Raw genomic sequence first — 22,162 nt, 5'->3', positions numbered from 1 at the left:
TCAGTTGTCCCTCAGCATCTTGAGGCCGGCCACGACCAGCACCTGATAGTTCACGAAGGCGATGAGGCCCGCGAGCGTTACGATATCGCGGTCGTCGAGACAGACGGAATAGAGCGCTTCGATATTCGCGCGCGTCGCTTCCTTCGGCTTGAGCGTCACCAGATCGACATGCGCAAGCATCGTTGCGAGCCGCTTGTCGCCCTCGGGCCTGAAGGCCGGATCGGCGATCGATCGGAGCTCGGGTGTCGATCCCTTCTCCTCGAGCTGCGCCTTGTAATGGGCCTGGAGCTCTGTCGCTTTCCAGAGGCCGGCGATGCGCGCCGCGAGAGCCGCCCTCATGGCGTAGGAAAAATTACCCGGCTCGGCGGGAAGAAGCGCGGCGTCATGGCTGGTCTGCGTGAAATGCTTGAGCTTGGCGCGCCGCTCGCGCAAGGCGAGGACGGGCGAGGACGAATCCAGCCCGAGGACGGCGTCGATCACATCGGTTTTCGGGGGAACGGTCATCGTAATCCTTCAGCTTGGGCAGGAGTTCAAATCAAGCGGTTCTGTGCGCGGGCTCCGGGGCGTCGGCGTCCGTCCACTCCGAGCCGTCGAGTTCCGGCTTTTCGTAGGCGAGCAGCGCTTCCCAGTGGTAATCGACGTCTCGGATGAAGAGCGAGGCGGCGATCCCGCGCGCAAGCCAGAGCGCGCCCTCGCTGATCGCCGGAATGTCGCCGCTCACCTTGCCGATGCTGATCGAGGCGCCGTAGTTGAAGCAGTGGATGTCCTTGAGCCATGGCGCGGTGCCGGGCTCCTTCTCGGTGAAGGAGAAATCGTCATCGAGCCAGGGGAAGCGGCCGAGGCCGGCATTCTCTTCGCCGGCCGGCGGCGTGTAGCGGTCGTCCCAGCAGGCGATCCTGTCCTGATAGGGCGCGAGCTCGTCGCGGCTGAGCGGATCGACCGTGAAGCCGGTTCCGAGGATGACGAAGTCGGTCCTGAAGATGCGGCCCTTCTTGGTGGTGATCACGACTTCCCCGCCTTCCTCGCGCATCGAGCCGATGGCGCAGTCGAAGTGGAAGAAGGCGTTGGGATGGCGGCTGACGCGCAGCGTCGAATTGTGCGGGGCCGGCGTCTGCTGCTTGACGGAATAGTCCATGATCCGCCAGCGCCATTCCGGGTCGATCCTGGCGAACCCGGCAGTCACCCCGTAGGAGCCGATGCCCATCAGCTTGTTGACGGTCGGCATCTCCTTGCGGCGCGCGAGCAGGCGGACCTCGCCCGCGTCGGACTCCAGCGCCTCGGCCGCATTGTCGACAGCGGATGCGCCGACGCCGATGACGACGACGCGCTTTCCCTTGAGTGCCTCGAAATCGATGTCGTCGGCGGAGTGGGCCCAGGACGTGTGGCGCTTCATGCCTTTGACGAAATCCGGAACGACCGGCTCGCCCAGGCCTTCGCGCCCGGTGGCCAGAACCAGCTTGCGCGTGACGATGGAAGGCTTGCTGCCGTCGGCGATTTCCAGCTCCAGGAGGCCATCCTCGCGAGGGTGGACGCGGGTGACATGCGTGTCGTTTTCGACGGGAATGGACAGGACCTCGCGATACCATTTCAGGTAGTCCATCCACATCGGGCGGGGAATGCGGAACAGCGTTTCCCACGCCGCCTCGCCGAAGCATGCGGTGTACCAGGCGCGGAAGGTGAGCGAGGCCATGCCGAGCGCCGGGCCCAGCAGGTTCTTCGGCGAGCGCAGGGTTTCCATGCGGGCAAAGGTGACCCAGGGACCCTCCTGCCCTTTGGGGGCACGGTCGACGATGCGCAGATTGGCGATGCCCGCCCGGGTCAAGGCAAGCCAGGCGACCATGCCGCACATGCCGCCGCCGATGATGACGACGTCGCTCACCGGCTGTCCGTCAGCCGTCGTGACCGGCTTCGACCAGTTGGCGGCCGGGTAATTGAGATAGTCCAGGTCCTGTTTGACCCTCGCATTCAGTTCCGCGAGCCGCCCATGCTGTTCATTCGTCATAATAGCCTTTGCTCCTGAAATCCGCTTTCGGGACCGCCGCTGCCGGCGGCCCCTGAAAATGACCGCGCCAAATTCAGGCGCGTCAGTCGGCCAGAACGACCGCGTCGCGCTCGCGCCAGCCCACCCACACCTCGTCCCTCTCCAGGTGCGAAAGCGCTACCGGGTCGAGCTGCAAAGCCAGCTCCGCGCCATTTTCGAGTTCGATCGTGAGGGAGGTGTGCGCACCCTTGAAGACGCGCTGGACGATGCGCCCCCTCAGTGCGAACCGGTCCTTCGGCTGTTCCGCCATGCAGTAGAGCGCCTCGGGACGAAGCGCGACGGTCGCGCCGCTGCCGGCTGGCAGCTTCGTCCCGTTGAGGTCGGCGTGGATGATGCTTCCGTTCCAGTCGATGGCCGCGGTCGTTCCATCGTGGGAAAGCAGCTTGCCTTCGAGGAAGTTGCTCTGGCCGATGAAGTTGGCGACGAAGCGGCTGCGCGGGCGGGAATAGAGCTCGTTCGGGCCGCCCATCTGCTCGATCCTGCCTTTGTTCATCACCACGATGACGTCGGACATGGTCAGCGCCTCCTCCTGATCGTGGGTGACGAAGATGAAGGTCTTGCCGGTGGTCCGCTGGATGGTTTTCAGTTCGATCTGCATCTGCTGGCGCAGCTTGGCGTCGAGCGCCGAAAGGGGCTCGTCGAGCAGAAGCACGTTCGGGTCGGGGGCGAGCGCGCGCATCAGCGCGACGCGCTGACGCTGGCCGCCCGAAAGCTGGTCGGGCATGCGGTCGGCGAAATCCTGGAGCTTGACGAGAGCCAGCAGTTCCATGGTCCGCTTGTGGATCGCGTCCGAAGACAGCCCTTTCAACTCCAGTCCGAAGGCGATGTTGCGGCCGACGTTGAGGTGCGGAAAGAGCGCATAGTCCTGGAAGACGATGTTGACGTTGCGTCTGTTCGGCGGCAGATGGGTGATCGGCTTGCCTTCCAGATAAATCTCCCCCGACGAGGGCTGTTCGAAGCCGCCGAGCATCCTGAGCGTCGTAGACTTGCCGCAGCCGGAGGGGCCGAGCAGCGTCACGAATTGTCCGGATTCTACGGCGAGGTCCAGGTCATCGACCGCAGGCAATCCGCCGTAATATTTGTTGACGTTTTTGAAGTGGACCACAGGCTGCATGCGTCAGTTCCTTGAACGGCGGGTGAGGTGCTCGGCGTAAACGCCGACAGCGGCTGTCACGACCAGCACGATCGTCGCCATGGCGTTGATTTCCGGCGACATGCCGCCCTGCACCTTCGCGAAGATCAGCATCGGGAGCGTGGGCTTGTAGCCGCCGAGGAAGAAGGTGCGGACGAAGTCGTCGATACTGGTGAGTACGCAGAAGATCATGCCGCCGAGGAGTGCCGGCATCAGGTACGGGATCGTGACCCTGAGGAAGGCCACGAACCGATCGGCGCCGAGATCGCGAGCCGCGTCGACCAGATTGGCCGGCATGGAGCGCAGGCGCGTGAGCACCATGATCACCACGAAGGGCACCGCATGGACTGCATGCGACAGGATGATCGCCGCCGTGCCGGTCGGGATGTCGACGGTGCGGATGAAGATCCGCATGGAGATTGCGTTGATGAGGCCCGGAACGACTGCCGGCAGGCAGGCGAGTGCGAAGATGATCGCCTTGCCCCAGATGCCTTCGGTCGAGACCAGAAGCGCAATCCAGACGCCTATGACCGTCGCCGCCGCGGTGGTCGCCAGCGCGATCCCGATCGAATAGAGCGAGGCTTCGATGAACTGCTTGTCGTTGAGCACCTGGGCATACCAGTTGAGCGTCCAGTCCGTGATCGGAAAGGCGACGAAGCTCGCATCCTTGAAGCTCATGGCCGTCATCAGCGCCAGAGGCAGCAGGAGATAGACCGCAAACAGCCAGTAGGCCGCGCCGAGGGCGGTTTTCGGTAGGTCGGCGAAGTATGGTCGCATCGTGGCCTCCTTACATCAGCCGGACGGAACGGCCGCCGATCACCCGCATGAACAGGCCGACGGTCGAAAGCGAAACCGCGAGCAGCAGCATGGCGAAGGCAGCACCCTCGGGCCATTTGTCGTTCGAGGAGTGGAAGAGCGTCGCGATCACTTCGGGGAAGATGACCGTATTCGGACCGCCGAGCAGGAGCGGCGCCGCGAAGACCCCGACGGAGGTGAGATAGACGAGGCTGCAGCCGGAGACGATGCCGTCCTTCGACAAGGGCAGGATCACGCGGCGGAAGCGCTGGAACGGGCCGGCGCCGAGGTCGGCCGCCGCATGAATGAGCGGTGTCGGTATCTTCTCGATGGCCGAATAGAGCGGCAGCAACATATAGAGCGCCAGCAGATAGATGACGCCGAAGCTCAGCGAGAACGACGTGTAGAGCATCGGGATCGGCCGATCGATGAAGCCGAGTTCGCGCAGCGCCACGTTGACCGCGCCGCGATTGGCGAGAAGCATGATCACCGAAAAGGTGCGGATCAGTTCTCCGGCCCAGAAGGGGATGAGCAGGAGCAGCAGCGCGCGCATGCGGTTCTTCGGCTGAACGATCTTCGCAACATAGTAGGCGACCGGATAGACGATCACCAGGGTCGAGATCGTGACGACTGCCGCGAAGATGAGGCTGCGGATGAAGGGCATGAAATAGAGCTGGTCGGAGAAGAACAGTTCGTAATTGGCCAGCGTGTAGGCGGAGCCTCCGTCCGGTGCCTGCGGATAGTCCGCCATGAAGCTGATCCGCCCCATCTGGAAGATCGGCCCGATGTGCAGCGCCGCGATCCAGAAGAGAGGAACGCCGGCAAGCAGCGCCAGCCGGGCACGGCGGCTGTCCGCAAGGCGTCCGATGGTGTGACGATAGAGACCCGAACCGACGGCCTTGCCGATCCATCCGGCATAACGGGGCACCCGTCGAGAACCGGCGGATCGGGCTTGCATCGTGGTCGTATCTACCATTGTCGTCGTTCCAGGCTCAGGAAATGCTCTTTCTCACGGCCGGTCCCAGGGACCGGCCGTGTCGGATGGGCCTCGGCGATCGATCAGGCGGCCTTGATCTCGGCGACCGCCTTGTCGACCATCTCGTTTTTCATGTCGCGGTTGACGGAGCTGAAGAACTGGATGCGCTCGGTCTGTTCCTGCGGCAGGGTCATTGCCGCACGCTCCTTGTCGTTCAGCACCTTGTCCACGCCGTCGAATGCGGAGGCGAAGCCCGACTGGCGGCTCATCGCAGCGCCGATTTCCGGCGACGAGAGGATGGCGTCGAGGAAGGTATAGGCCGCATCCGTATTCGGGCCGTTCTTCACCACGTTGAAGGAGTAGAGGAAACCATAGGTCCCCTCCTTCGGAACCGATATTTCGATCGGATGTCCGTCCATGATCAGCTTCGCCGCGGGGCCGGACCAGCTATGGGCGACATAGATGTCCTCGTTGACGAACATCTGCTGAACCTCGGAGCCGGCGTCGTAGTATTTGCGAACCATGTCCTTGTTCTGGATCAGGTAGTCGCGCGCCTTGTTGGTTGCGGCCTGCGCCTCCTCCGGCTTGCCTTCATAGGTGACGAAGTCGCCGTCATTGCCCTGATAGCGCATGGTGATCTGGAGGAAATCGGAAATGATGTAGGACGTCAGGCCCTTGTATTCCTGATCGAACATGATGGCCCAGCTGTCGGAGGCCTTGGTATAATCCGTGTTGCGGGCGAGGCCCTCGAAGCCGGCCAAAAGCGGCACCCCGTAGACCGAACCGTCCACGGTCAGCTGCGGCGCGCCCTTGTAGGCGGAGGCAAGCTTGTCCCAGTTCTTCAGCCTGCCGGTGTCGAGCGGCGTGAGCAGCTTGGAGCCGATGAACTGCGACAGACGATGGCCGGTGACCGTGACGATGTCCGTCGAGGGCGTCTCGCCTTCGGCGGACAGCACGTTGTACTGCTTGCCCTGATCGTCGGTCAGGCGAATGCGCACTTCAATGCCCGTATCCTTTTGAAACTGGTCGATAAAGGACTGCGGAACGAACTTGTCATAGGTGGTGATGTTCACGACCTTGGACTGGGCAAATGCCGGACGGATGATTGCCGGCGCTGCCAGGACGCCCGTGCCGGCGGCCAGAAATTTCAGCGTGGAGCGGCGGGTTGCGATGAAGTCTTTCATGTCATTCTCCTCTTTTGGTTCTAAGTTTCGTTGTTATGCAGTGGATACTTTCTTGGCATTTGGCAGAGCGGTTTCGCGCGCTACCCTGCGTCGGCCTGGTCTCCTCCCAAGGTCATTTCAGCGGCGCGATTGGCGTTGCGCGGGTCGTGAGCGGTAAATCCCGGGATGCAGGTGGAAGCGATCTGGATGATCGCCTGGATCAGTTCGCGTGAGCTGTCGGACAACGGACGCGCGGCGGCCGAAAAGATCGCCCACGGGAAGGGAATGTCGACGTCGAGCGGACGGACCGCGACATTGGCCAGCTTCAAGCCGTAGGCTGTCGCAGGCTCGACGATTGCGACGCCGAGCCCCGTCGATGCGATCTGTACCGCATTGACCGAAACGCTGGTCGCGATGATCCTGGCCGGGCGGATATTCGCGGCTTCCAACGCTATGTCCACGCGGCGGCGCAGGCGGAACGGATTGGCCATCGTGATGATGTTGCGTCCGGCAAGATCGGCGATCGAAATCACTTCGCAGGCGGCAAGAGGATCATCTTCCGCCACGGCGGCAACGCAAGGTCCCTGAAACACCCCGTGCACTTCCAGTCCCGGCTGGTCGGCCGGCAGAGACGTGACGCAGAAATCTGCCGTGCGGGCCAACACCGATTGCACCGCCGCCTCTGCCGGCAGGCTGCGCAGATGGATTTTTCGCGGCAGCAGCTTTTCCGGCAGCGCCGCGAGCGCCAAGGGGATGATCCCGCTGGCGAAAGCCGGGATCGCCACGATCTCGATCGGCTGCGGCTCCTTTTCCGCGATCGTCCTTGCCCGCTCCCGCAAATGGCCGATGCCGCTCAGGAACCGCTCGGCTTCCGCGTGGAAGGCGATCCCCTTTTCGCTCGGTGCGATCTTCGGACCGTTGCGGTCGAAGAGCGCGAAGCCGACGGAAATTTCGAGGTCCTGGATGAGGCGCGTGACCTGGGACTGGGAGCGATCGAGCAGCCGGGCGGCGGCGGTGATGCTGCCGGTGGACATTACCGCAAGAAAGGCCTCGAGTTCCCGTATCTCCATGACGATCATGCGCCCAGTGCATTATAGCTGTCTCATACTGCATAAAACGTATCTTAAGCGCCAGTGACAAAGGACAATTTTTCTTTTCGGTGCTATCCAGTGAAAAATCTGCGGTTTCCCGGCTGGATGCTTTCGCGAAGAGCGGCGTTGGGCAACCTTGAGGGCAAGGCGGCAAACACGACGCCATCTGAGAAAGGAAGACAGAACCACGATGCGTATTGGTATTCTCGGCGCCGGGGCGATCGCCTTCGGCATGGCGGCTTTCCTGGCAAAAGCCGGTCATCACCCCGTTCTGTGGTCTCCTTCGGGTGCGCGCACGCGCAAACTGGCCGCGGGGGAGCCGCTGACGGCGACAGGCGCCGTCGAGTTTTCCGGCCCGGTGGCGGTTGCCCGTGACGGACGCGAGGCGGTCGCCGATGTCGACGCGGTCATCGTCGCCCTGCCGGCCAATGGTCATCGCGTGGCGTTCGATGCCGCGCTGCCGCACCTGAAGTCCGGCCAGCCTGTGATCGTCAGCTCGCACAGCTCCTTCGGCGCGCTCTATCTTTCGAAGCGGCTGGCCGAACGGGGCGTTTCCCTGCCCATCATCGTCTGGGGCACGACCCTTCTGACCGGCCGCCAGCAGCCGGACGGCGCAAGCGTTTCCGTCAATACGGTCCGCCAGAAAATCGACGTCGCCACTTTGCCGAAGGCTGCCGCAGCCGAAGGGAAGGCGCTGTGCACCGAACTCTTCGGCGACCGCTTCGTCGAGCGCGACGGGCTTCTGGCCATCTCGCTTTCCAACCTCAACCCGCAGAACCATTTGGGCATCGCGCTTCTCAACCTGACCCGCATGGAGAAGGGCGAGCAATGGGGACAGGGCGAGCATGTGACCCCGGCTGTCGGACAATTGATCGAAGCGCTCGACGCGGAGCGTCTGAAGATCGCCGAAAGCTTCGGTCTGTCGGTCAGAACCGTACGCGAACATTTCTCCCTGTCCTTCCATGTGCCGATCGGCACGGTCTCCGACATGAACCAGCAGATGCACCTCGAAGGGCGGGGCGGTTTCGGCCCGGCGACGGCCGACAGCCGGTACATCTACGAGGACGTGCCCTTCGGTCTCGTCCCCACCAGTCTGCTTGGACGGATCGCAGGCCGGCCCGCTGTTCTGCACGAAGCGGGAACGAGCCTGTTTTCCGCTGCAATGAACCGCAACCTCGCGGCCGATAACGACCTGTTGCCGGAGCTTGCGCTCGACAGTTTCTCGCCCGCCGCCCTCAGAGAGCTTTGCGACCAGGGTTTCACGGCCTGACGGCGAGCAGGCGTGCGCCTATCTCACGATCAGAAAGGCCCCGCTGGCCAGCGCGAAGGTAAGCACGCCCAGGCGCAGGCCGCGGCCGCGAATATGGTCGTGCGTCAGCCGCGACAGAGCGCTTCCGAGGAGAACCGCCGGTGCGAGGTAGAGTGCGGCCAGTAGCTGGTCCGCTCCGAGACGCCCTGCAAAGGCGAGTATCACGAGCGACATGATTTCGCCCACGAAGAAGCACACCGCCACGGTTGCCCTGAGTGTCGGCCCCTGGGCATGCTGGTAAAGGAGAGCGAGCGGCGGTCCGCCGATGCCGGTCGCCGTTTCGGTCACACCGGTAAACAATCCGACGCCGAGCGCGCTCGGGCGGCCCGGTTCGAAGGGCGGCGCGAAGAGCGCGGCGGCGGCGGCAATGACCGTGAACCAGCCGACGGCCAGGTCGAGCTGCTGGGTCGAGAGCGCGGCGAGCAGCCACACGCCGGCAAAGGTGCCGGCGAACCTGCCGAGCGTGATCCATTTCGCGCCGGACCAGTCGACCGCCGACCGTTCCCGCCAGGCGACGTGGAAGTTGAGCGGCAGCATCAAAAGAAGCAGCGTCACCGGCAGGAGATCGGGCTTCAGGATGCCGACGACCGGCGCCACGATCAGTGCGAAACCGATGCCGAGCGCACCCTGGATGAACGACGAGACGAGCGTAACGGCGCTCAGGATCGCAAAAAGGCCGAGGGTCATGCGAAATGCCCCAGCGCCCGATGCTCGGCCGACGGCTTGTGGACGCGCTGGATCGGCGCCCTTGCGATGGCATCGGCCGTGACCTCGCGCACCTCTGCAAGAAGCGCCCGTGCATCCCATCCGACGGGCCAGCCCTGCCAGAGACGGAGCTGCCCGGCGGTGAAGACCGCGTCGATCTGGTCGCGATTGCCGTAGCGCACGAGCTCCCACATGAGATCGTGGGAAGGGGTGAATTCAGGACGATCCAGGTCGACCAGAAGGAAATCGGCGGCAAGCCCCTCGCGGATCGCACCGGTCACCCCGGCGAGACCCGCGGCGTCCGCAGCCTGAGCGGTTGCCCGCTCGACCCAGAGCCAGCCGCCGCCGCAGGAGGAGTCGCCTGTCGCAAGGCCGAAGCCGGCGCGTTGCAAGCCTTCGGCGGCATCCATCAGACGGAAGCCGTCGGCGCGCGTCCCGTCCGTTCCCAGTCCGAAGCGGATGCCGAGTGCGGCCATCTGCAGGGCGGGTGCGATGGCATTGCCCTTCCAGAGGCTGGCGACCGGATTGTAGGCGACGGCCGTGCCGCTGTCGCGCAACAGGTTCAGCTCGTGCGGCGTCACCAGCGTGGAATGGGCGATCAGCACATGCGGGCCGAGGGCGCCGAGATGGGCGAGATGCTCCAGCGGGCGGCGGCCGGTTGCGACCAGCGAGCGCTCGACGGCGACGAGGTGTTCGTTGACATGGGTCTGGAATATCGCTCCCGCTTCACGTGCCATCCGGGAAACGTCGGCCAGCATATGGTCGCTGGCCGCCTCCGGAATGGAAATGGCGAGCGAGGCATGAACGAGGGGGTCGCCCTCGAATGCGGCCAGGTGCCTGGCCGCATTTTTGAGGATCGTCGTGCGTTCGGGGACGACGGCGGCTCCGCCGAGGTCGTTGCAGATCAGGCCTATGACGCTGCGCAGGCCGGTTTGCCGCGCCGCCCGTATCAGCGCATCGATATGGCCGGCTGAACGCGTGCCCGCATCGACGGCGGCGGTAAAGCCGCCGCGCAGGCACTCGAGCGCCGCAAGCTTTGCGGAAAGATAAACCATCCGTTCGTCGAGACTGCCTTCGAGCGGCACCCATATCCGGCGAAAGATCTCGGAAGGCTCGCCGAAGACAAGCGATTTGCCGAGCGACTGGGTCAGATGGGTGTGTGTATCGATGAAGCCGGGCATCACCAGATGATGCGGCAGCTCGATCGGTGTCAGATCCGGGTTCCGGCTGCCGACAAGCCCTGCGGCACCGATGTCCGTGAAGCGCCCGCCGCGGACCACTACCCCCAATCCGGATCGAGGCCCGTCCGGCAGGAGAGCCTTGCCGGGGTAAAGCAGGAAATCACCGCTGCCCGGTAACTTGTCGCGCAATCCCGTCACTTTTGTATTCCCTTAAATTTCAGCTTCGATGCTGGCTGCTGCCTTTTTCGGCGGCGCCCGAGAGCATTTCCGCTTTGAACCGCGGAATGCTCTGACCCTTTGTTTTGCGGCTATTCCGGACGGAAAACCGCTGCGCACTTTTCCTGGAATTGCTCTAGAGGCAGGTGTTGAAAAAACGCGTTCACAATCACCGCCGTGATGGTTCCGGCGGCAAGGCCGTTCGCCAGGATCATCTGGCTCCATTGCGGAAACTGGCTGTAGACGCCCGGGACCAGGATCGGCAGTAGCCCCATGGAAAGCGCCGCTGCCAGGGTGAACATCGGGCCGTGCTCGCGCAGATCGACGCGACGCAGAAGATCGATCCCGATCACGCCGATGATCGAGAACACGATCACGGCCGTTCCACCGACGACGGGCCCGGGCAGGGCATTCGCCAAACGACCGATCGGCGCAAACAGGGCTATGAGGACGAGGATCACGCCGGCCGTTGCGGTGACGTAGCGGGACTTGACGTTGGTTGCCCGGACGATGCCCACGTTTTCACCGCTGGTGATGATAAGCGAGGTTCCGAACAGGCCGCCGACGAGCGAGGCGACGGCGTCGCCGCGGATCGTTGCGGGCACGATCGCGTGAGCGTCGCCCCGACGCCCGACGATCTCGGCCGTGGCGATGGTCTGCCCCGTCGCTTCGGCCATCGATATGATCGAAAACACGATCAGCGGAAGGGCGGCGAAAAAGTCGAACTTCGGCATTCCGAACGGAAGAAGCTGGGGCATGGCAATCACCGGTCCGTCGAAGATGCCGGAAAGGTCCATATACCCGGCTCCGATGGCGATGGCCGAACCCGCGATGAGGCCGAGCATCACCGAGATCCGCTGAAGCGTGCCCGTGAAGACTCTCGCGAAGATCACCGTCAGCGCGATCGTCGCAAGGGCAAGCCCGACATTCATCGGATCGGCGAAGCCCTCGCTCCCCTGCTTGCCGGTGATCGTGCCGCCGTAGATGCGCACGAGGTTTGCCGATACGAGAAGGAGCATCGTCCCGACCACGATGGGCGGAAAATAGCGCAGCAGCCGCCGGAATACCGGCAGCGCCAGGAAGTAGAAGCCTGCCGTGAGGATCACCGCGCCGACGGCCGTCTGCACGTCGGTCTGCTGGGCGATGGCCAGAAAGATCGCGATCGGAGCGCCACCCGGCACCATGATGAACGGCAGCCGCGCGCCGAAGCCAGCCGGCCCGAAACTCTGCAGGATGGTGCCCAGTCCGCAGATCAGAAATGTCGCGCTGATCAGCGATACCGTCAGAGCGTCGGAAAACCCGAGCGCCTTGCTTACGAGAAATACGGCGGTAATCGGCGAAGCAGCCATCACCAGCACATGCTGAAGACCGAACAGAACCAGGCTGCGCGGCGGCAGCACTTCGTCCGTCGGGTCGATAGAATCGATTTTGTTCCCGGTCATTTGATCTCCTCCCACGCCAGCCTCTCTCCCACTGGCAATGCAAATCGTTTTGCATAGCGCGTGATAGCACATTTTCTCTTGCTAGCAAATCGATTTGTAAAAGCCGCGTCGCAATGCCATCATCCGGGCCGGTTCATGGACGGGGTGTTCGGATGGCAAGATCGACGATCGTGGAATTGGCGAAGGCGGCGGGCGTATCGCCGACCACGGTTTCCCACGCCTTCAGCGGACGGCGCTATGTCGACCCCGAGACGATAGCCAGAATCGTAGCGCTGGCCGACAAGATGGGCTACCGGGCCAATCCCCGGGCCCGCAGGCTCCGGACGGGCGGGGCGGGGATCATCGCCCTGGCATCGTCAATGCCCTTTGCAGTCGCTGCAGGCCCCGCGAGACTGGGCTTCCTGATGGAGATCGCTGCCGCCGCTGCCGTTACGGCCCTTTCGCGGCATCTCGCCCTCTGCCTGGTGCCGCCTTTGGAGCCCGACTCCAACCTCGACGCGCTGGAAGTCGACGGCGCCATAATCGTCGAGCCCATGGTCGAAGACCGCTTACTGGATTTCTTCTCTGCCCGCGGCGTACCCGTTGTCTCGATCGGACGGGCGCCGGGGAGGGAGGACATTCCGTCGGTGGATATCCAGAGCACTGCGACGGCCCGGCTGATGCTGGAGCACCTTGGCGCGAACAGCCGCCGCGTCGGCCTGATCACCGGCGAGCAGCGGCGCAATTCCTACATCGAGACCGAAGCTGCCTATGCGGCTTTCGCCGCGGAGAGAGGATATTCACCGGTTGCGTTGCGCGTCGACGAAAGCGGCGGCGAATCCGAGGCAGCCGCGGCTGCCGAAAGGCTCCTGCGAAACAATCCGGATATCGACGCGTTATGCGTGCCTGTCGACGCTTTCGCCAGGGGCGTGCTCGATGCCGCCCGGTTGCTCGACCGTCCCGTTCCGCATGGGCTACGACTGGCGACGCGATACGACGGGATGCGGGCAAAACTCGCGACGCCGCAATTGACGGCTGTCAACCTGCACCTGGATCAGGTCGCGGAAGCGGCGATCGACCTGCTGATCGCAGCGATGGAGGGCAAGGAGCCCCAGCCGCACGCGATCGCCCCGCCGCAACTTGTCGTGCGCGAATCCTCGACGGCATGACTGCCGCTCATTTGCGCGCGGCCCCCGGCAGACCGGCTCCGCTGCGATCGGCCTTTTTGCGCGCGAACTGCAACCCGGCAATTCCCGCGGTCACAGCCAACGCGATACCCACCGGGATGGCGCTTGACGGTTGCTCGGATTTTTTCAGTACTGCGACGATGTCGAAGCCGACATCGAGGCCGATGCGCTTGGCATAGGAGCCGAAGTCGACATTGCTGATCATCAGACTGTCGCCCGCCGGTGTGACCGCGAGCCCGATCGACTGCAGCCGTTGAAGCGGCTCGCCGGGCTCGCCGAGCGGCACGTTGACGGTCTTGCGGACCTCGTCGCCCATCAGGTCGAAGCCCTGGACCACGAAGTTGATCCGGCTCTTTGCCGGAGCTTCCTCGACCGCCCGCAGGAATTCTGAGGCGGGCAGTTCCTCATAGGGCGGCGAGATCTGGTTGAGCCACCAATCGGGGCGGAACAGCGTGAAACAGACGAGCAGCAGCACCGCGCTCTCCCACAACCGGCTTTTCGTGACGAACCAGTTCATCGTCGCAGCCGAGAAGATGAGAATGGCGGCGAGCGATATGACGGCAACCCAGATCGTATGCGCCCAGGTGTCGACGCCGATCAGCAGGATCGCCGGATTGAAAATGAAGACGAACGGCAGGATCGCGGTGCGCAGCGAATAGAATGCGCCCTGAAAGCCCGTGGCGATAGGGTCTTCCTTGGAAATCGCCGCCGCGGCGAAGGCAGCCAGCCCAACCGGCGGCGTGATGTCGGCCATGATACCGAAATAGAAAACGAAGAGGTGGACTGCGATGAGCGGTATGGCGAGGCCCGCCTGCGAGCCGAGCTCGACGACGACCGGCGCCATCAGGGTGGCCACCAGGATGTAATTGGCGGTGGTCGGAATTCCCATGCCGAGCACCAGGCTGATCGCGGCGATGAGGATCAGCATCATGATGACGTTGCCGCCCGAAATGAACTCGACGAGCTCCGTCATCATCAGGCCGAGGCCCGTGAGCGTGATCGTTCCGACGACGATACCGGCGGTGGCGGTGGCGACCGCGATGCCGATCATGTTGCGGGCGCCGAGCGCCAGGCCGTCGGTCAGGTCCCAGGCGGCGGCGCGGACCGAACCAGCAACATCCTCCTTCCGGAAGATCGCCATCAGCGGCTTGCGGGTGGCGACGATGGCGATGATCGTCAGCGTTGCCCAGAAGGCCGAAAGCCCGGGCGAAAGCTGCTCGACCATGAGGCACCAGAGCAGGACGACGATGGGGATGAGGAAATCCAGCCCGGTCCGCGTCACATCCCATGCCCGCGGCAGTTCCAGGATCGGCGCGTCGGGATCGTCGAGCTCCAGGTCCGGATAGCGCGACGAGTACCAGATCGTCGCGATGTAGAGCGCCACGCCGGCAATCGCGAGCAGCAAAGGCGCGCTTTCTCCGAATGCGGCCCGAATGGCGATGATTCCGTAATAGAGAAGGCAGATTGCCAGCACGCTTCCGGCAAGTCCGAGGCCCATGCGAAGCCACCGCTCGCGCATCGGAGTCGGACGCTGGGGGATCGGCTGCATGTTCAGCTTCACCGCTTCCAGATGCACCATGTAGAGAAGCGCTATGTAGGAGAAGACCGCCGGCAGCAGCGCATGCTTGACGATTTCCGAATAGGGAATGCCGACATATTCGACCATCAGGAATGCGGCCGCGCCCATGACGGGCGGCATGATCTGGCCGTTTATCGAGGCCGTAGCCTCGATCGCGCCGGCCTTCACGCCGGAAAGCCCGGTGCGTTTCATCAGCGGAATGGTAAAGATGCCGCCCGACACGACGTTGGAGACCGACGAGCCGGAAACGACGCCGTTCAAGGCCGACGAGACGACCGCCACCTTGGCCGGGCCGCCGCGCAGATGTCCGAGCAGCGCGATGGAGATCTGCATCATCCAGTTGCCGGCACCGGCCTTCTCGAGCAGCGTTCCGAACAGGACGAAGAGGAAAACGAAACTCGTCGACACGCCGAGCGCAATGCCGAAAACGCCCTCCGTCGTCAGCCATTGATGGTTGATGAACTTCACCAGCGAAGCGCCGCGATGCTGGATGACGTCGGGCATGTACTGGCCGGCGAAGGTATAGAAGATGAAGACGCCGGCGACGAAAACCATCGGCAGACCGAGCGCGCGGCGCGTGGCCTCGAGCAGGAGCAGGATGCCAGCGGTGCCGGTGACGAGATCGAGCGTCGAGGGCTGGCCGGGCCGTCCGGCAAGCTCGCCATAAAAGAGGAACAGATAGGCGCCCGCGAAGGCGCCGAGCGCCGCGAGCACCCAATCGGCGAGCGGCACCCGGTCGCGCGGCGAACTTTTCAGCGCGGGATAGGCAAGGAAGGTTAGGAACAGCGCGAAACCGAGATGGATGGCGCGAGCTTCGGTGTCGTTGAGGATGCCGAAGCCGAAGACGAAGGGCAGGGGAGACGCGTACCAGAGCTGGAACAGCGACCATGCCACAGCGGTGCAGAGCAAGATCTGCCCGGTCAATCCTTTGGCGTTGCGTCCGCCGGTATCCGCTTCGGCGACCAGTTGCTCGAGGTCGACATCGACCTTCCGTTCTTGAAGTTCGCTCGTGACACCCTCCCATGCCGATATTGCCGGCGAGCCGCCTTTCGGCCCGCCGGTAGACGTCAGAACGCGAAGCTTACTTCAACCAGCCCTTTTCCTTGTAATATTTTTCCGCACCCGGATGCAGTGGTGCAGAGAGGCCGTCCTTGATCATCTTGGCGGGCTCGAGATTGGCGAAAGCCGGGTGCAGCGACTTGAACTCGTCGAAATTCTCGAAAACCGCTTTCGTCAGCGCGTAGACGCTCTCTTCCGGAACATTGGCGGAGGTGACCAGTGTCGCCAGAACGCCGAAGGTTTCCGTGTCTTCCGGATTGTTGTTGTAGAGGCCGCCCGGAATGGTCGCCTTGGCGTAATAGGGATTGTCGGCGACCAGCTTGTCGACGACTTCGCCGGTGAGCGGCACCAGCTTCGCCGCGCAGGTCGTCGTCGGATCCTGAATATTGGCGGAGGGATGCCCCACGCCGTAGAAGAAGCCGTCGATCTTGCCGTCGCAAAGCGCCGGGCCATGCTCGTCCGCCTTGAGTTCGGATGCGAGCGAGAAGTCGGCGAGCGTCCAGCCCATGGCGCCGAGCAGGCGTTCCATGGAAGCGCGCGTTCCAGAACCCGGATTGCCGACATTGAAGCGCTTGCCCTTGAGGTCCTCGAACTTCGTTACGCCGGCATTTGGATGCGCCAGTACGGTGAACGGCTCCGGATGAATCGAGAAGACCGCCCTGAGGTCGGCATGTGTGCCGCCCTCCTTGAACGATTCCTCACCCTTCATGGCGTTGTACTGGACGTCGGACTGCGCCATGCCGAAGTCGAGCTCGCCCTCCTTGATCGTGTTCACGTTGAACGCCGATCCGCCGGTGGATTCGACCGAACAGCGGATGCCGTGCGTCTTGCGGTCCTTGTTCAGAAGCCGACAGATGGCGCCGCCCGCGGCATAGTAGACGCCGGTGACGCCGCCGGTGCCGATCGTCACGAATTTCTGCTGCGCCGCGGCGCTGCCCGAGAAAAACAGTGCTGCCGAGAGGGCGGCGATCTGCGCTCCGCGCAGGGTAATCCGTTCATGTTTCATCTATTTCTCCCATAATGCTTCGCGTGCCACTGAGCCGTCCCGAGATTTATGCCTGCAGCGCCACGCGTCCAGTCGGACGCGCAAAGGTCGCAGCGGCAGTTTGTATTACACGCAGAAGGGCACGTCCGCGCATGTTACGATCGTTGCGCTTTATCAAGCAAGGGGCATACTTTGCAAATCGGTCGGTCGGAATAACCGGTGATCGGAGCAGCCGGGTGTCTCGCCACGGTGGGGGCATTCGCGGATGCCGATTATTGGGGAACCAAGAATGGGCGCCGGATGTTTTCCTCCTTCAAACGTGAGCATCGCCATGGCGACGATACGATATGAAATTGTGGAACACGATGGGGGCTGGGCCTACAAGGTAGACGACGTCTTCTCCGAGACCTTCCCCACCCATGACGATGCACTGGCCGCAGCCGAGATCGCGGCGCGCCATCATGAGCTTCCCGGCTCTACCGAGGCCATCGAGTTCCAGGATCCCGCCGGCCGTTGGCATGAGCAGGTCGCCTCCGGCTTCGATCGCCCGCATACCAGGGTCGTCGATACGCAGGATGCAGGGGACGCGGCAGAACGCCCGGCCAGCCCTGAGCCTCGACGTCCTTTGCAAACCGTCCTGGTTCTTGCCGGCCTCGGGCTCGCGATCGGGTATTTTCTTCGTCGACACTAAGTCCAGTTGAGCACAGAGCCTCGACAGCGCCATCCGGACGGCGGCGGAGAGCTGCCGTTGCGCGTGGCAAGTGCGTTCCGGGCAGCCGACGTGCTCTTGACTCTCGTGGTATAACACCTTAACAATCACACCATGAGCACACTCGCCGTTCGCAAGAAGCTTTCCGACGAAGTCCGGTTGAAACTGGAGGAGATGATCCGCGACGAGATCTATCCTCTGGGGGCGACGCTTCCTTCCGAGCGAGACCTGATGGAATTGTTCGGGGTCGGGCGGCCCTCGATCCGCGAGGCGCTTTATGCGCTGGAGCGCATGGGGCTGGTGAAGGTCAGTACGGGCGAGCGTGCCAAAGTCACGCGGCCGACGCCGGATCACTTCCTGTCTTCGCTTGCAGGCGCCGCGCGCATGCTGCTCGGCCACCCCGAGGGTGTGGCCAATTTCGAGCAGGCGCGCCTGTTCCTGGAGGAGGGATGCGCGCGCCATCTCGCGGCCCATGCGACAGCAGAGCAGATCGAGGCGATCGACGCCGCGCTGGCGCGCAATGAGGCCGCTATCGGCAAGGCTCGCGCCTTTGCTGCCACCGATGTCGCCTTTCACCGCACGCTGACCCAGATGGTCTCGAATCCCATTTTCGTCGCGGTCCACGACGCGTTCGTGGACTGGCTGATCGGCCAAAGGCCTCTGCCGGCCAGGCCGGAGATTTCCAACAGGGAGAGTTTCGAGGAGCACGTGGTGATCGTGGAGGCCATCCGCGCCCGCGATCCGGAGCGTGCCGGACGGGTCATGCGCGAGCACCTGGAGAGTGCCGCGCGCAAATACAGGCAAACGAGCCCATAGCATCGGGCCGATAATGGGAGGAGCAACAATGAAAACGGGAATGATTTCGCTCGCGCTTGCGGGGCTGTTGATGGCGTCGCAAGCCATGGCTCAAGAGGCGCGCACATTGCGCCTGGGAATGCAGGGTACGGCCGGAGACCCGCAATTCGAGGGCGTCACCGAGGCGGCGCGCATCATCAAGGAAAAATCGGGCGGCCGGCTGACGCTGGAAATCTTCCCGAATTCTCAGCTCGGTACATTCACCGAGATGATGGAGCAGGTGACGCTCGGCGAGCTCGATTTCACGCTGAATCCGTTCGGCGGGATGGACGCCTGGGTTCCGCGGGCCGTGTTGGCGAGCACCGCCTATGTCGTCGGCGACTTCGATCACCTTCAGAAGATCATCGCCTCCGACTGGGGTAAGGGGATCGTCGACGAGATGCGGACCGAGCACAAGTGGCGCATGGTCGACTCCTGGTACTTCGGGACGCGGCACACGACGGCAAAGAAACCGATCGAAAAGCCTGCCGATTTCGCGGGCATGAAGCTGCGCGTCCCGAACTCCGCGCCGCTTCTTACCTGGGCGAAGGCGATGGGCGCGAGCCCCACGCCGGTCGCATTCGCCGAGGTCTATCTTGCACTCCAGACCAATCAGGTGGACGGCCAGGAAAACCCGCTGCCCATCATCGACTCGATGAAGTTCACCGAGGTGCAGTCCCATGTCTCCTTGACCGGGCATCTGGTGCAGGACCAGGTCATCCTCATGTCGGAAGACACGTGGAATGCGCTCGAGCCCGCCGACCAGAAGGTCGTGATGGAGGCATTCGAGGCGGGTGGCGCCCTCAACGACAAGCTCGTCAGCGACAAGGAAGCGAACCTCGTCAGCGATTTTCGCGAGCGCGGCATCACCGTGGTCGAGCCCGACAAGGCGGCGTTCCAGGAAGCGATGAAGCCCGTCTATGCCGATCTCGACGCAAAATTCGGTGCCGACACGGTCAAGACGCTGCTCGATCTCCGTTAACCGCCCGCAGGCGCGGCCACAGGTGGCCGCGCCTTCCATTCCGGGGAGTTCAGCAATGGCCAATCCAAGCCGCTGGCGAAGCTTTGCCCACATCGAAGAGACACTGGCCGCGATCCTGCTGGTCTTCGCCTTCGTCGTGATCGCACTGCAGATCGTCACCCGTTTCGTCTTCCATGATCCGATGTTCTGGACAGAGGAGGCTGCGCGTTATGCCTTCGTCTGGCTGGTGGCCCTTGGCGCCGCGGAGGGCGTCACCTCACGTACGCACATCACCATGGATATCGTGCCGCGGATGCTCCCGGAGCGGGCGCAGCTCTTTCTGCGGCTCGTTCTGGATGTCCTGGTGCTCACCGCGCTGCTCGTTCTCGTTTACTACGGTTTCTTCGGGGCCATGCGCGCCCACAAGGTGATGTCGATCGCGATCGGCGTGCCGGAGTCGTGGCTTTACGGAGCCTTGCCCGTGTTCGGCCTGTTGGCGGCTGTCCGGATCATGCTTGTCATGGCGCGGGATGTCCGGCTGCTTTTCGGCGGCCGCCGCCCGCCGGTCGATGCCCCTTTCGAAAGGTATCTCTAGATGGCGACGCTCTTCGGGGGATGGTTTGCCCTTCTGATCGCCGGCATGCCGGTTGGATTCACGCTGATCGTGGCTGCGCTCGCCTACATGCTCTGGCAGGGGACGGGCCTGAACTTTGCCGGCCAGCGCATGATCGCCGGCCTCAACAGCTTTCCGCTGCTTGCGGTCCCCTTTTTCATCCTCACCGCACAATTGATGAATCTTTCGGGCGTGACTGAGCGCATTTTCGACTTCGCCAAGGCGCTTGTCGGCCATATCAGGGGCGGGCTCGGCCATGTGAACATCATGGCGAGCGTGCTGTTTTCCGGCATGTCCGGCTCGGCGGTCGCCGATGCCGCCGGCCTTGGTCAGCTTGAGATCAAGGCCATGCGCGACGCCGGCTATGACGAGCAGTTTTCCGGTTCGATCACCGCCGCATCGGCAATCATAGGCCCGCTCATCCCGCCCTCCATTCCCCTCGTGGTCTACGGGGTGATCGCCAATACCTCGATCGGGGGCCTTTTTCTCGGCGGGATCGTGCCCGGCCTCCTTTGCGCGGCCTCGCTCATGATCATGGTCTACGTGATCGCCTGGCGCCGCAACTATGCGACCGCGCAGCGCGCCGGCTTTCGCCGGGTGTGGTCCACCTTCTGGCACGCGCTGCTTCCGCTCATCACGCCCTTCATCATCATCGGCGGCATCTTTGCAGGGGTGTTCTCGCCGACCGAGGCTGCCGTGGTCGCGGCCAGCTATGCTCTCTTCCTCGGTGTCGTCGTCTACCGTGAAATCACCTTCGCCAAACTCGTGACGGTACTGCGCGAGACTGTCAGCCATACGGCCGCCGTCGGCCTTCTCATCATGGGCGTGTCGCTATTCGGCTATGTGATCGCGCGGGAGCAGGTACCCCAGCACGTCGCCACGTTCTTCCTCACTTATGCGGACGATCCGCTGACATTCCTGATCCTCGTCAATCTCATGCTGCTTGCGCTAGGGACCTTTATCGAGGCCCTGGCAATCTTGCTGCTCATCGTACCGGTGCTGGTCCCGACCGCGCTCCAATTCGGGGTGGATCCCGTCCACTTCGGTGTCATGGTCGTGTTCAACCTGATGATCGGCATTTTGACGCCACCCATGGGCGTGGCGCTCTTCGTCGTTTCCAAGGTCGCCGACATCCCCTTCGGCGTGCTCGCACGCGGTATCCTGCCTCTTCTCGTTCCGCTCTTCGTCGTCCTGGTGCTGATTACCATCTTTCCGGCGCTCGTCACCTTCATCCCCGACCAGATGCTCGGAGCCGCCCGATGAGCCCGCAAGTCAGGCCGCCCGAAGGCATCTGGGGAGCAGTGCTCCTGCCGGTCGGCCGGCGAGGTGAAATCGAATGGTCCGCTTTGAACGAGCAGCTTTCCGCGCTTCTCGAAAGCGGAATTCAGGGCGTCTACACCAACGGCACCGCGGGCGAATTCCACAACCAGACGGAGGACGAATTCGACCGGCTGAGCCAACTGGCAGCCGAGTTTTGCCATTCCGTCGCCCTGCCGTTCCAGATCGGCGTTTCACATTCGAATGGGCGTGTCGCGCGCGAACGCCTGGCCCGCGTCGCCTCTCTGCGACCCGATGCCGTTCAGATCACCCTGCCGGACTGGTGGGCGCCGAGCTATCACGAGGCGGAGGTCTTCTTCGCCGGCATGGCGGCAACTGCGCCCGACACTCCGCTGATCCTTTATAACCCGCCTCATGCCAAGCGCCGGCTGAATCTTGACGAGATCGCAGGTCTAAGGGCCGGTCTCCCTATGCTCATCGGGGCCAAACTGCCGGGCGGCGACGAAGTCTGGTACGAGGAGCTTCGTCGCAAGCTGCCGGATCTCGCCGTCTTCATTCCCGGACATTTCATGGCGAGCGGCTGCCTCGCGGGCGGCCGCGGCTCCTATTCCAATGTTGCCTGCCTGAGCCCCGTCGGGGCCGTCAGGTGGTGGCATCAGCTTCGGGAGGATCCGGCAGGCGCTCTCGCCTTCGAGGCCCGCGTCGTCGGCTTCATGAACGAGCACGTCCTGCCGCTTGCCGCGTGCCATGGCCTGTCCAACGCCGCGCTCGACAAGGCGATGGCTGCAGCCGGCCGCTGGTGCCCAATCGGGCCGGATTTGCTCTGGCCCTATAGTTCCGCCCCCCGTGAAGCGGTGATCGAGCTTGGCACCGCTGCCCGCCGCCAATTGCCCGAGCTTTTTTCCACGAGCCAGTGAAAGCGATCAT

20 protein-coding genes are annotated in these 22,162 nt (G+C 63.4%); 8 read left to right on the top strand and 12 right to left on the bottom strand.

Translation table 11 applies throughout. The annotated features are described in order from the left end of the window. From M1D34_RS24470 to M1D34_RS24440, 7 genes are all read right to left on the bottom strand, one after another. Window positions 1-504 carry a CMD domain-containing protein gene (locus tag M1D34_RS24470; protein ID WP_498782819.1) on the bottom strand — a complete coding sequence of 168 codons (504 nt, stop codon included), beginning with the start codon at window positions 502-504 and terminating at the stop codon, window positions 1-3. Between the two features lie 31 nt (window positions 505-535). Continuing rightward, window positions 536-2,002, bottom strand: a complete 1,467-nt coding sequence (locus M1D34_RS24465) for an NAD(P)-binding domain-containing protein (protein WP_498782817.1) — start codon at window positions 2,000-2,002, stop codon at window positions 536-538. A gap of 82 nt (window positions 2,003-2,084) precedes the next feature. Further along, window positions 2,085-3,155 (bottom strand): ABC transporter ATP-binding protein, encoded by a 1,071-nt coding sequence (locus M1D34_RS24460; RefSeq protein ID WP_010975169.1) that lies wholly within the window; start codon window positions 3,153-3,155, stop codon window positions 2,085-2,087. Window positions 3,156-3,158: 3 nt separating this feature from the next. Next, window positions 3,159-3,950, bottom strand: a complete 792-nt coding sequence (locus M1D34_RS24455; RefSeq protein WP_010975170.1) for an ABC transporter permease — start codon at window positions 3,948-3,950, stop codon at window positions 3,159-3,161. Window positions 3,951-3,960: 10 nt separating this feature from the next. After that, a complete protein-coding gene (locus M1D34_RS24450) occupies window positions 3,961-4,944 on the bottom strand; it encodes an ABC transporter permease (protein WP_017271779.1) in 984 nt (327 codons plus the stop codon). 83 nt (window positions 4,945-5,027) lie between these two features. Then, entirely contained in the window at window positions 5,028-6,128 is a 1,101-nt protein-coding gene (locus M1D34_RS24445) for an extracellular solute-binding protein (protein WP_498782814.1), read from the bottom strand. 80 nt (window positions 6,129-6,208) lie between these two features. Further along, window positions 6,209-7,186, bottom strand: a complete 978-nt coding sequence (locus M1D34_RS24440; RefSeq protein WP_498782812.1) for a LysR family transcriptional regulator — start codon at window positions 7,184-7,186, stop codon at window positions 6,209-6,211. A 202-nt stretch (window positions 7,187-7,388) separates the two neighbouring features. Between M1D34_RS24440 and M1D34_RS24435 the strand changes: the two genes are divergently transcribed. Beyond that, on the top strand, window positions 7,389-8,468 hold the full coding sequence (locus M1D34_RS24435; RefSeq protein ID WP_498782810.1) for an NAD/NADP octopine/nopaline dehydrogenase family protein: 1,080 nt from the start codon (window positions 7,389-7,391) through the stop codon (window positions 8,466-8,468). An 18-nt stretch (window positions 8,469-8,486) separates the two neighbouring features. On the opposite strand, the gene M1D34_RS24430 is transcribed toward M1D34_RS24435, so the two are convergent. From M1D34_RS24430 to M1D34_RS24420, 3 genes are all read right to left on the bottom strand, one after another. Then, window positions 8,487-9,194: a sulfite exporter TauE/SafE family protein gene (locus M1D34_RS24430; protein WP_017264624.1), complete on the bottom strand. Its 708-nt coding sequence runs from the start codon at window positions 9,192-9,194 to the stop codon at window positions 8,487-8,489. After that, complete coding sequence (locus M1D34_RS24425) at window positions 9,191-10,591, bottom strand: amidohydrolase (RefSeq protein WP_498782808.1); 1,401 nt, start codon at window positions 10,589-10,591, stop codon at window positions 9,191-9,193. Before M1D34_RS24425 ends, M1D34_RS24430 begins: the two co-directional genes overlap by 4 nt. 110 nt (window positions 10,592-10,701) lie before the next feature. Next, complete coding sequence (locus M1D34_RS24420) at window positions 10,702-12,051, bottom strand: uracil-xanthine permease family protein (RefSeq protein ID WP_498782806.1); 1,350 nt, start codon at window positions 12,049-12,051, stop codon at window positions 10,702-10,704. A gap of 152 nt (window positions 12,052-12,203) precedes the next feature. Between M1D34_RS24420 and M1D34_RS24415 the strand changes: the two genes are divergently transcribed. Continuing rightward, on the top strand, window positions 12,204-13,199 hold the full coding sequence (locus M1D34_RS24415) for a LacI family DNA-binding transcriptional regulator (protein WP_498782804.1): 996 nt from the start codon (window positions 12,204-12,206) through the stop codon (window positions 13,197-13,199). A gap of 7 nt (window positions 13,200-13,206) precedes the next feature. Here the strand turns inward: M1D34_RS24415 and M1D34_RS24410 are convergent, their stop codons facing one another. Both M1D34_RS24410 and M1D34_RS24405 read right to left on the bottom strand, forming a co-directional pair. Next, window positions 13,207-15,720, bottom strand: coding sequence for a TRAP transporter permease (locus M1D34_RS24410; protein WP_498782802.1), 2,514 nt, complete (start codon window positions 15,718-15,720; stop codon window positions 13,207-13,209). A gap of 157 nt (window positions 15,721-15,877) precedes the next feature. Further along, the gene (locus tag M1D34_RS24405; RefSeq protein WP_498782800.1) at window positions 15,878-16,861 is read right to left on the bottom strand and encodes a TAXI family TRAP transporter solute-binding subunit; all 984 of its coding nucleotides are present in this window, start codon (window positions 16,859-16,861) and stop codon (window positions 15,878-15,880) included. 310 nt (window positions 16,862-17,171) lie between these two features. On the opposite strand from M1D34_RS24405, the gene M1D34_RS24400 reads away from it, so the two are divergent. The 6 genes from M1D34_RS24400 to M1D34_RS24375 all read left to right on the top strand — a co-directional run bounded on the left by M1D34_RS24400 (window position 17,172) and on the right by M1D34_RS24375 (window position 22,152). Beyond that, window positions 17,172-17,531 (top strand): DUF2188 domain-containing protein, encoded by a 360-nt coding sequence (locus M1D34_RS24400; protein ID WP_127634596.1) that lies wholly within the window; start codon window positions 17,172-17,174, stop codon window positions 17,529-17,531. Window positions 17,532-17,663: 132 nt separating this feature from the next. Further along, a complete protein-coding gene (locus M1D34_RS24395; protein WP_498782798.1) occupies window positions 17,664-18,365 on the top strand; it encodes a transcriptional regulator NanR in 702 nt (233 codons plus the stop codon). A gap of 28 nt (window positions 18,366-18,393) precedes the next feature. Further along, entirely contained in the window at window positions 18,394-19,365 is a 972-nt protein-coding gene (locus M1D34_RS24390; RefSeq protein WP_010975182.1) for a sialic acid TRAP transporter substrate-binding protein SiaP, read from the top strand. Between the two features lie 55 nt (window positions 19,366-19,420). Then, the gene (locus M1D34_RS24385) at window positions 19,421-19,939 is read left to right on the top strand and encodes a TRAP transporter small permease (RefSeq protein ID WP_498782795.1); all 519 of its coding nucleotides are present in this window, start codon (window positions 19,421-19,423) and stop codon (window positions 19,937-19,939) included. Continuing rightward, a complete protein-coding gene (locus tag M1D34_RS24380; protein WP_027991641.1) occupies window positions 19,940-21,220 on the top strand; it encodes a TRAP transporter large permease in 1,281 nt (426 codons plus the stop codon). Next, window positions 21,217-22,152, top strand: a complete 936-nt coding sequence (locus tag M1D34_RS24375) for a dihydrodipicolinate synthase family protein (protein ID WP_498782793.1) — start codon at window positions 21,217-21,219, stop codon at window positions 22,150-22,152. The genes M1D34_RS24380 and M1D34_RS24375 overlap by 4 nt, the downstream gene beginning before the upstream one ends. Window positions 22,153-22,162 lie beyond the last annotated feature (10 nt).

The sequence above is a fragment of the Ensifer sp. D2-11 genome (genome assembly GCF_054161295.1).
The sequence above is the reverse complement of the archived record's forward strand: the minus strand, read 5'-3'. Positions and strand labels throughout refer to the sequence as shown.